Origin of the sequence: Capsulimonas sp. (genome assembly GCF_039929585.1) — a bacterium.
Classification (GTDB): Bacteria; Armatimonadota; Armatimonadia; order Armatimonadales; family Capsulimonadaceae; genus Capsulimonas.
The window spans coordinates 1-10,520 of the sequence record NZ_JBDSQY010000133.1 but is presented as its reverse complement, the minus strand read 5'-3'; the positions used below and the strand labels follow the sequence as shown (position 1 = coordinate 10,520).

Here is a 10,520-nt window from a genome sequence, read left to right as displayed (position 1 = left end):
GATTGACAAGACCAAAATTGCTGTCCGCCGGCAGGAACTTGAGCGCGTCGGGATAGTTCTTCCAAACCGGCGCGAAGTGGCGGACTTCGGTCACATCGGCCTTGGAGATATGAACGACTGGGCCGCCATTCAAAATCTGGATATCTTCCATTCCATCGGGGAAGGTTTCCTTGACGGCGCCCTGTACATGCTTGCCATTGTTGTCGAGCCAGACCAGTCCCGCATCTTTCCCATTCAGCTTGACCATGACCTGCTGGGTCGGAATGATTTCCGGCGGGAAGTGCGACATCTGGCTGTCTTCCTTCAGCGACGTAATCACCATCCAAAAGAAAGGGATAAGAAACAGCGACGATCCGGACACCAGCAGGAGATGCAGCATGGAAGTCTTGATTTCGCGTTCGGGGATGACATGCTCCGTCGGCGTCAGCACCTTCGCCGCAATTACCGTTCCAAGTGCAAGAAGCGCTACGAAGGCGACGACACGCAGTGGAGCCGCCAGGAACATGTCCAGGATTAAGATGACGAACGGCAGCGCCAGGAGTATCCCTGCCTTCGTCTTATGTCCCATGCGAAAGGAGCGCATGATATTCGCCACCCAAAATCCCACGGCGCAGTACGCCGCCACCACAACGATCAGCCAAATGATAATGTTCATATTTTTAACCCGCCCCGGTCTCCCGGATGGCGTAATTTACTTATCTTCCGTCTCGTAGTGCACCCAGCGCGGCGCCATTTTGAGCTGCCCCAATGTCAACCCAAGGATAATGATAAACAAGATCCAGGCGAGTGCGCTGGCGTACCCCATCTTGAAGTACTGGAAGGCGTTGTTGAACAAGTAAATGACCGGGACAAGAAGGCTGTCGTCAGGGCCTGTCGTCTGCCCTCCCCCCGTGTTGCCAAGTACGTAAGCCGTTTCAAACGTCTGCAGCGCGCCGATAGTCCCCATGATCAAGTTGAAGAAGATATATGGCGAGAGCATCGGCAGCGTAATGTGACGAAACTGCGCCACGGCGTTTGCGCCGTCGAGCGACGCCGCTTCGTAAAGGGTAGAGGGGATCGATTGCAGACCGGCAAGCCACAGGATCATGCCGCCGCCGGCGCCCCAAAGACCGATCAGGATCAAGCTTGGCTTGGTCCACGCCGGTACCGAGAGCCAACCTGGAGGCGAAATATGCGACCATGGCGTGATCGAGCTTTGCCAAAACCCGTTTAGCAAGCCGCGATTTGGGTCGCCGTTTAAGATCCAAGCCCACAGAACGACAGTCGCGATAACAGGAATGATGCTCGGCATATAGAACGCCGTGCGGTAGAACTGCTGCCCCTTCACCTTGGTGTTAAGCAGCATCGCCATCGCAAGACTCGTCATCATTCCCAGTGGAATGCTAAACAACGCCAGGTAAAGTGCGTTGCCGATACTCTTGATAATGAACACACGGTCGACCGTTGCCAGCGCAACATAGTTCGATACGCCCGCCCACCGAGCCGGATGCAGAACGTCGTAATCACAGAACGAAAGAATCAGCGAAGCAATGATCGGACCGACCGTAAAGACCAGGAAGCCGATAATCCAGGGCATGACAAACCCGAACCCGGCCCATGCCTCCGCCCGAGTGGCTCGGCGCTGTCCGCGCATCCACTTCGCGATCATAAAGCCCAGCACGCTAAAACCGATCAAGGCGATAATCACGATCACTGTCACGAGCGGCTTCATCGGAAGCACTGGATGCGCTTCCCGATTGTAAACGGTGTCGAGTTCGGTCTGAACGTGCTGCTGTCCATAAAGCAACGCGTCATGCGGTGTCTTGACGTGCCGGATCGACTGATCGACGGCGCGGACATGCTCGTCCCAAAGTCGCTGTCCGACAAATGTGACAGGCCGGAACTTGGTGTACGGCAGTAAATCCTGCGCGGTCTGCTTCGCCTTCAGGAACTTGGGCGGCAGCGTGGCTTTGTACTTGGCGAAAACGGCCTCGGTGGCGCGCCGGTTGGCGCTGAAATTGGGAACGAACAAACGCCCCTTGCCATGCACGTATTCCGACTGCGCTTTGTTGCCGATCAGCGCCGCTTCCGGCGAATTCATCCACTGGATAAACTTCCAGGCAGCGCGAGCGTGCGCCGCGCCCTGGGGAATAACCCATGCGGCGCCGCCCGACCATGTCAGGAACTTGGGCTGGCCCTTAAATTTCCCGACTTGGTTGAAACGATCGTCCGGCACCGGGACGGGGCAAACGCCAAAGTCCACTTCCGGATGGTAACGAGCGATCGAGTTGATGATGCCGTCGCCGCCGACTTCCATCGCCAGCTTGCCGGTCATCAGCGGATCCTGCTCCTGACCGTGAAAGGATCCAGAAAAGGCGTTGATATTGTCGACGCCGCCCAGCGCATCCCACCAATCGACGATGCTTTTCAGCGCATACTCTGTGCCTGGGTTCGCCAGCGTGCAGGTGCGTCCATCGGGAGAAAGAAGTTCACCACCGGCCTGCCAGGACCACAAATACAGCCAGCCTTCGCCATAGGTTGGGATGAAGCCGATCTGTTCGAAGCCGCCAACGGCATTGCGCTTGGTGAGCTTCTTCGCATCGGAGATCAGTTCGCTCCAGGTCTGCGGGGGCTTTTCAGGATCGAGGCCAGCCTTGCGGAACATCGTCTTATTATAGTAGAGAACGCGGTCATCGGTATCTTGAGGAATACCGTACGTCTTGCCCTCGTAGAGGACTTCGCTCCAGGTCGCAGGAACATAATCGGACTGCTTGATCGCCTTGGGGTCGCCGCCACGAGCATCCTCATCCAGGAAATCGTTGAGCGATCGGAACGCGCCGCGACTGGCCCAGTCTCCAACCGTGAAACGGTCCTGACGAACAAGATCCGGTGGTACTTCGCCAACGATGGCGGTCATGAGCTTCTGCGGGTTCATCGCGCCGGCGCCCATCGAGAGCGCGGAAACCTTGACGCCAGGATTACGCTTCTCGAACTCGGCGATCTGCGCGTCCTGATCCTTGGTTTCTTCGCCGGACTCCAGTCCCCAGATGATGAGATTGACCTTATCGGCGGCGCGGGAAACACGCGGCCCCATCAGAGTGACGGAAATGAGGATGAGGAGCACCCACAGGAATGACCGCAAAACCGGCGGAAATGTCTTCTTATCGATCAGTTGTTGCATAGTTGAAATCCAAGACGCGAGATGCGTTCAAACATCGGTGTGAGCATTTTCCAGGGATCGACAGGTCGATCGAATGACAAGCGGGGCGGACATCAGGATATGCTGCTTTTCCCGGTCTTTGCCGGGATTGGCAAGACGCTCCAGCAGCAGCATGGCCGCCCGGCGGCCCATCTTGTCGAACGGCTGGTGTAATGTCGTCAGTGTGGCGGGCCGGGGCGAATGCCGCTCGACATCGTCAAAGCCGATAATGCTGAAATCGGCTGGAACCGTCTTGCCGCGTGATTCGGCTTCGTGCATGAAGTAGTGCGCGAGAGCGTCGTTCATCGTGATCACCGCCGTGGGCGGCTCCGGCGATCCGAAGAATTGATCGAAGGCGGCGCGCACGGCCGCTTCGTTTCGGACATAACGGATATTCTTGCGCATGAGCACGAACGTCCAGTCGGGCCTTGGCGGCATGCCGAGCGCCGTCATCGCCTCCACATAACCTTCACGGCGTTCATGAACGGCCGTGGAAGGCTCATCGGTGGTCAAATGCGCGATGCGAGTATGCCCTAGAGAGTGAAGATAGGCGACGGCGTCCTCAATGGCGGACTGATTGTCCACGCCGACATAATCGCACCGATGCCCTTCGGGATAGCGGTCGATAAACACGACCGGAACGCCGAGCGCCTCCAGCGCAATCAGCTGGGGCAGCGTGCTCTCAGAGCCTATTTGCCAGATAATAACGCCGGCGGCGCCTTCGCTGAGCACCGCTTCGAGCGTACGCTTCTCCAGCTCCACGGCGGCGCTGTCACTGTCGCCATTTGTGTCGAAGACTTGCAGCCGATATGGCGCGTCGGCGACGCGCAGCGCCATATTGATGCCATGTAAGATAAACAAAGACGCCGGATGTTTCGGATGTTGTGGAAGAACGGCGACGATACTGCGCAGAGGCTTGGGAGCCGGAGAGGCCCCCACGATCGTATCCACGTTTCGTGATCGCTGATCGCCCCGCTGTGTTACCCAGGGGCGCCGCCCCGGCTCGCGCGTGATGAGCCCCTGCTCCTCAAGCTGCGCCAGCGCGCTGCGAATCCCGGACCGGTCCACGCTAAACTCCTGGGCAAGCGCCCGCTCGGTCGGAAGCCACGCGCCCGGCGCGTAGTCCCCCGCCTCGATGCGCTTCTGGATCGTCAAAAAAAGTTGCTGAGGGCTTATTGTGTGGGTCGTCATGGAAAGTGCAAGTGTTACCAGAAACAGCCAGAATAAACCAAGTATATACTTAAAGAGGAAACCTGTCAATATTTTTTTTGCAGATATCGTTGTCGCTGTAGTTTGGTTGATATTGGAGGAAGTTAGCAAGCAAGCTTACGAGGGGCGCAATAGCAGCGCCCGCTTTTCAATGAAAAGCGGGCGCTGGGATTAAGACAAGCTCAATCGCACAAATCAAATTTCGAAAGTATCTGCGACAATGCCGTCGCAAGCTTCCACGAACTCGACGGCGCGGGGGTCGTGGAGGCGATGGGATGCTTGGGCGAGCTCCAGGCCTACGACTTCGCCTTTATCGTCGTAATCTAGTGTCAGGCCGGACGCCTCGGCGGCGCTTCGCTCGATCGGCGCATTGGTGAATAGGATCCGAACCCGGTCGGATTGGGAGTCGTATGTGACTTTCATACTCGTTACAGGCTGGCCTTCTTGACTTCGGGTGTGGCCGGAGCGGCCTCGGCCACGGTTACGCCCAGCTTGCCGAGGGCGTCTTCCATCTGGTGGCTGCCTTCGCCATAGCCGACAAAGGTGGCCGCAATCTTGCCGTCTTTATCGATGACGAATTGCGTGGGAATACCGGAGACATTGTACAGGCCGCCGGCGATGCCCTTGCCGACTTTCCCGGAGGGATCGAAGGCGACCGGAAAGTTATACTTCGTTCCGATATTATCCTTGACCCAGCGGGTGTACTCAGGCTTGCCGTCCCAAACGCAGACAGCGAGAACAACGACATCCTTATCTTTGACCCCCTGGTAGACCTTCTCCAGATGAGGCATGGCGGCCTGGCAGGGTCCGCACCACGTCGCCCAGAAATCCAGAACAACGGTCTTGCCTTTGAAGTCTGCGAGCTTGACTTCCTTCCCGTCCGGCGAGATCGCCGTAAAGTTCGGCGCGGTCACCCCTGCCTGGAGCGGCTGTGCGGGAGCTTGATTGGCGAACAGCTTCGATCCCGCAGGCGGGTTCCATACGAACTTCGAAGCGGCGACGGGCTTGTCAAGAACGTAATTCGTGTACTCGACGCCCAGTGTCGGCGTACGCTTTTCGCCCTGCACCATAAAGCCGGTTCGCTTGTACGGAAGCAGCGTATCGGCGTGATACCAGAGGGAATCCTCGTATATGGTGTCGACGCCGTCTTTGTCCTTGGACGGACCGCGCGAATCGGTGCGCAGAATCATCGGCTTGCCATCGACCGTGACATCGGTGATGGTGCGCTTGACGCCGTCTTCGACCTTGTCGTTGAGATCCGACTTCAAAATGAAATCGACGCACGACATATTGCGGATCGCCGAAGCCGAGCCGTTCTCCGGCCCGTCGAAGATACGATACGTGCCGTCGGAGCCGATGTACTCATATTCCTTCGCGCCGCTGTAGACATAGAACGCCGGCTTCGGATCATCGATCGCAGAGGCGTCAATACGAACATGCTTCGCGCCTTCGATGGTAACATGGAACTTGATCTTCGGCTGGAGTTTACCGTCTGGATCGGCGCGAAACGACGTTTCGTCACACTGGATCGTCTTGGCTGAGATTGTCTTATACACTACGGGATCGGCGGCGTGCGCAATCGAGGAAAGCGCAAGCAGCCCGGCGCCAGCCAGCATCGCCGAGGCGCGATTGGTTGATAAGGAAGTCTTCATAGTACATAAACCTTCGGAGAACGTGACCGCATCACAAACAAATTCAGCGCGGCAAGGAGGTTTGCCGCGCTGATAAGAAACTAGCCCTTGTCAAGCTTGTAGTAGTAATCTTGATCCGTGCTCACCGATGGCAAAGGGACAAGATTTCCCAGATAATTGGAAGCATAAGCTGCCGGAGTATTGCCATCGCCGTCCGCAACAGTAGGAAACGTAGGACGCATCGCCTTCACATGCCCATCGGCCCACAGCACATTTGCAAAGCCCGTGTGAATACCATGGACCAAGTTACTTCCAGACGACGGGGGATTAAGCTGGTTATAGCGTGTGATAACTCCAGGGTTGCCACTCTTAAATGTTTCTGCATCCGCCATAAACACGGTATCGGAAGGAGCCGAAAACTGCGAAAGCTTGGCTGGGCCGCCCGAACCGTCCCCGTGCAGCACATTGTTACTGACACCGAAAGCAGTAAAGTTATCGTAGCTGAGGTTAGTGTCATGCGGCACGGTTCCCGAAGCCGAGGGGCAATCGATGACAGGTGCATTTTTCATATATGGCTGCAGGAAGCCTACACTCGGATCGATTTTCATCGTCATATAATTGCGTCCGCTATCCCAAAAGACCACGCCAGGATAACCCGGAAGCGTGCTTTGATACAGGAAGAACGTTTCATCGTAGTCCTGGACGTATTGCATTGTCGCAAGGCCGATTTGGCGCAGGTTTGACGAGCAGGAAATCTGGCGGGCCTTTTCGCGAGCTTTGGCGAAGACGGGGAAAAGAATGGCGGCGAGAATCGCGATGATAGCGATGACGACGAGCAGTTCAATGAGGGTGAAGCCAACGCGGCGGGTACGATTAAAAAAAGTAGAGTGGTTCATAGAAATTTCCTTCTGCGGTCGAGACGTCAAAGACGCTGTCCAATTTCGGACAAGCGTTATGTCAAAGAGAACGAATACTTTGTTCTCTCAAGCCTCCTGAGATCAGGTCAGCCGCGGTAAATTTCCCACTTCATTGTAGGGAAACTAGATGAGGAACGGATTTCATTGCGCTGGAGGCGCTGGTTACCAGAAACGCCCGCCAGTCCATCCATTCACTAGTTTCGACTACATTCTACAATGCGAGTCCAAAATAACTCTGATATTACTCTGATATACTTCATAGAGCAAAAATTTATTCGTTTGTCCGTAAATTCGGCTGAAGGGCGAGAGCTTTGGCGACAATCTGGCCGAGGGGTTCCGTGTGGCCCTGAGTCCAAATCGAGGTATAGACGCCGCTGTCGAGGTGGGAGTGCGCGTCAGCGAGCGTCTGGTCATAACGAAGTTCGTCCTTGGGACCGAGGGCGCTGCCGATCTGTTCGAGCAGACGCTTGGCGGCGGACAGCAGATAGACGCTGTTCGACCATTGTCCCACGCCGGCTTCGAGAAGCCCCATGGGCAGGAGATAATAGGCGATGATATGCTTGTTACCGACATCGTGAGCAAGCCTCAGCCCTTCAGCCAACAGAACACGGGCGCGCTCCGTTTGTCCTAGCAGGAGAGCCGTCGAGCCCAGGTTCGCAAGCGTGCTCGCGGCGCTGTAGTTGTCCGTCATGGAGCGGTTGATCGTCAGCGCTTCCTGGATCAGGGTTTCCGCAAGGCTATACTCCCCGCTGTCACGCGCGATCAGGCCTAAATTATGAAGCGCGTTCGCACTGCGGCGTCGATTACCAAGCTGCTGTTCGATCTCCAGACTTTGCTGTGTAAAATTACGCGCCTCCTGGTAGCGCTGCTGTTCATAAGCAATATTTCCAAGGTTCAGCAGCACGCGCGCGATACCCGACCGATCGCCCTGCTCGCGTGAAATCGCCAGACTTTCTTCTAAAAACGCCTGCGCCGGAGGAAAGTCATCCTCACGATAGGCCGTAATTCCCAGGTGGTAGAGAGACTCCGCGATTCCGGGAAGGTCGCCTGCCCCGCGCCGCAATTCCAGGGCCTGCTCGTGCGCGGTGCGCGCCGATGCGAAATCGCCCTGCGACCAGAGGAGATGCCCCAGCAGGCTCCATGCCTTCGCCTGAACATGCGGCGGCGCTTCCTGTGCGGCGGGAAGCGCGAGCAAGCGCTCCAGATAACGGACCCCTTCATGCAGCGCTCCGCGAACAGACCAGTATCGACCCAACGCTCCCGCCAGTCTCAGTCCGGCGTCCGCGTCTTCTGTCTCCAAGCTCCAGCTCAGCGCGGCGCGCAAATTTTCCTGTTCCTGATCGAGATTCGCCAGCCAGCGATCCTGATCCGAGCCGACGGTTTCGGCGTCCGCCCGTTCGGCGAGTCTCAGATAAAATCCGGCGTGCGCCTTCCGTAAGGGGGCGCGCTCGGCGTATGACAGTTGTTCTCCGGCAAATTCGCGAAGCGACTCCAGCATACGAAAGCGCATCGCCATGTCCAGCTCTTCCGCAACGATCAACGATCGTTCCCGAAGCTCCGTCAGCGCAAGCAGCGCCGGCCAAAGATCGCCGGAACTACTCGCGGCTTGCGATGCTTCGTCGAAAACCGCTTCCGCCGCCTCCAAACTCCAGCTGCCGCGAAACACGGAAACGGATTTATACACAAATTGGAGATCTGAAGGCAGCTGGAGATAACTGTACTCTAGGGCGGCTCGAAGGGTGCGGTGCCGAGGAGTAATATCGCTGCGGCGGCTGACCAGCAGATCGAAGCGACGCTTCAGCTTTTCCAGCATCTGCGCCGGCGTCAGCGTCTGCGCCCAAGCCGCGCAAAGCTCGATGGCGAGCGGAATTCCTTCCAGACGATCGCAAACCTGGGCCACGGCCGATGCATTCGACGGCGTCACATCAAACGCCGGATTGACGGCGCGTGCGCGGTCCACGAAAAGCTGTACACTGGGAGAATCCATCAACTCACCAGTAGCGGCAGACCCGGAAGGCGTGTGCAATGGCGGCACGGCGATTTCACGCTCGAAATCAAGCCCCAGTCGCTGCCGGGATGTCGCAAGCACCGTCAATGTGGGAACACGTTCCAGCAGTTCGCGAATGAGAGGCCCGGCGCCGCCCGCCAGATGCTCCAAATTGTCCAGTATCAGGAGAAAACGACGTGCGCTCAGCGCTTCGGCCACCTGGTCCATCGCGGAGCCAGAACCCTGCGCCGGCAGACGAAGCGCGGCGGCGATGGCTGTCAGGATCATCGGTGGCGCATCCATATCCGCCAGCGGCACGAAGACAACGCCATCGGGCCAATCACTTTCGATACTCGCTCCAGCCGCAAGCGCAAGCCGGGTCTTGCCGGCCCCACCCGGACCGATCAAGGTCACCAGGCGCGCTCCGCCAGCAAGAAGCATCTGACGCACCCGCTGTATCTCATCATCGCGCCCAAACAGACGGGTGAGCGGGGCTGGGAGCGGAGTAACTCGCACGGGGGCCGCAATGGGAGCAATATGAGTGACAGTCGGACTGCTCTTGATGCTCTCGACAAGCGCCAAAGTCGCCGGGGACGGCTCATCCCCCAGTTCCTTGCTAAGAATACGCCGTAACTCCTGAAACTGGCGAAGCGCCGCCGCGCTTTGTCCGCTCTCAGCGAGCAGGCGAATGACATCGACATGCGCTTCCTCTTGAAGTGGATCCGCGCTGAGCGCGCGGCGCGCAAACCCCAGCGCGATCTCGCTCTCGCCCAGCTGTTCGTGTGAGCCGACCAGCGCCCGCAAGGCGCTAAGATAAGCGTCCAGCAGTCTCTGGCGCTCATCCAGAATCCAATCGTTATAATATCCGGAAAGCAGCGAGCCACGATAGAGCGCGACCGCCTGCGTCAGCAGATCTCTACGGTCACTTGGCGTCAGATCTCTCTGACCATTTTTCACCAGCAGATCAAAATCCGCGACATCCGTCGTAAATGCAGTGGGAGCAAGGCCGATATGGACACGATCGGCGAGCAGAACGCTTCCGCGAACAACACCCTCCGGCTCCAGCTGTGGACGAAGCCAAACCAGCGCCTGACTGAGTCGATTCCGAGCCGCTGAAAGATCGGCGTCCGGCCAGAGCATATCGATCAATTCTTCGCGCGTGTGTCGCTGACGCGGATAAAACGCGAGCATCGCCAGCAGCGCGCCAACTTTTTGTGTCGGGAACCGATCGATCACTTGCTCGCCGCGCCGCGCCGTCAGCCCACCAAAAAGCTCAATCCGCCATGTATTCGCTGGCCTGACTTGTCCATTCATCTCCATACTATACTTTACCACATGCAACTGGCTCAATAAGGTAATCATGCATCTATATCGTACACCGGTGGTCGTTTGGTTGGACTCCTGAGCAAGACCAATACCTCCACACGCAAAAAAGGCTCACAGCATATGCTGTGAGCCTTTTTTGTTTCTGTTTAATCTGGCGGCGTCCTATTTTCCCGGGCAGTTGCCCACCAAGTATCTTCGGCGCAGGAGAGCTTAACTTCCGTGTTCGGAATGGGAACGGGTGGACCCCTCCGCCATAGCCACCAGAAATCTGT

The 10,520-nt window shown here is 57.3% G+C and carries 6 protein-coding genes, 1 rRNA gene and 1 pseudogene; all 8 read right to left on the bottom strand.

Annotated elements, in window-relative coordinates; translation table 11 throughout:
• Window positions 1–655 (bottom strand): annotated as a pseudogene (locus tag ABIZ35_RS09175) (hypothetical protein); the annotation flags it as partial.
• A gap of 36 nt (window positions 656–691) precedes the next feature.
• Window positions 692–3,160, bottom strand: coding sequence for an extracellular solute-binding protein (locus ABIZ35_RS09170; RefSeq protein WP_348219588.1), 2,469 nt, complete (start codon window positions 3,158–3,160; stop codon window positions 692–694).
• A gap of 27 nt (window positions 3,161–3,187) precedes the next feature.
• Complete coding sequence (locus ABIZ35_RS09165) at window positions 3,188–4,333, bottom strand: GntR family transcriptional regulator (RefSeq protein ID WP_348219587.1); 1,146 nt, start codon at window positions 4,331–4,333, stop codon at window positions 3,188–3,190.
• A 249-nt stretch (window positions 4,334–4,582) separates the two neighbouring features.
• On the bottom strand, window positions 4,583–4,810 hold the full coding sequence (locus tag ABIZ35_RS09160; protein ID WP_348219586.1) for a DUF2283 domain-containing protein: 228 nt from the start codon (window positions 4,808–4,810) through the stop codon (window positions 4,583–4,585).
• A 5-nt stretch (window positions 4,811–4,815) separates the two neighbouring features.
• The gene (locus tag ABIZ35_RS09155) at window positions 4,816–6,039 is read right to left on the bottom strand and encodes a TlpA disulfide reductase family protein (protein ID WP_348219585.1); all 1,224 of its coding nucleotides are present in this window, start codon (window positions 6,037–6,039) and stop codon (window positions 4,816–4,818) included.
• An 80-nt stretch (window positions 6,040–6,119) separates the two neighbouring features.
• A complete protein-coding gene (locus ABIZ35_RS09150) occupies window positions 6,120–6,914 on the bottom strand; it encodes a DUF1559 domain-containing protein (protein ID WP_348219584.1) in 795 nt (264 codons plus the stop codon).
• Window positions 6,915–7,206: 292 nt separating this feature from the next.
• Window positions 7,207–10,284 carry a tetratricopeptide repeat protein gene (locus ABIZ35_RS09145; RefSeq protein WP_348219583.1) on the bottom strand — a complete coding sequence of 1,026 codons (3,078 nt, stop codon included), beginning with the start codon at window positions 10,282–10,284 and terminating at the stop codon, window positions 7,207–7,209.
• A gap of 113 nt (window positions 10,285–10,397) precedes the next feature.
• A 5S ribosomal RNA gene (rrf, locus tag ABIZ35_RS09140) occupies window positions 10,398–10,513 on the bottom strand.
• Between the last annotated feature and the right edge of the window lie 7 nt (window positions 10,514–10,520).

What these genes read in the sequence shown, in the direction of transcription:
- ABIZ35_RS09170 (WP_348219588.1), bottom strand. Translation starts at nt 3,160, where the DNA reads ATGCAACAACTGATCGATAAGAAGACATTTCCGCCGGTTTTGCGGTCA.
- ABIZ35_RS09160 (WP_348219586.1), bottom strand. Translation starts at nt 4,810, where the DNA reads ATGAAAGTCACATACGACTCCCAATCCGACCGGGTTCGGATCCTATTC.
- ABIZ35_RS09155 (WP_348219585.1), bottom strand. Translation starts at nt 6,039, where the DNA reads ATGAAGACTTCCTTATCAACCAATCGCGCCTCGGCGATGCTGGCTGGC.
- ABIZ35_RS09150 (WP_348219584.1), bottom strand. Translation starts at nt 6,914, where the DNA reads ATGAACCACTCTACTTTTTTTAATCGTACCCGCCGCGTTGGCTTCACC.
- ABIZ35_RS09145 (WP_348219583.1), bottom strand. Translation starts at nt 10,284, where the DNA reads ATGATTACCTTATTGAGCCAGTTGCATGTGGTAAAGTATAGTATGGAG.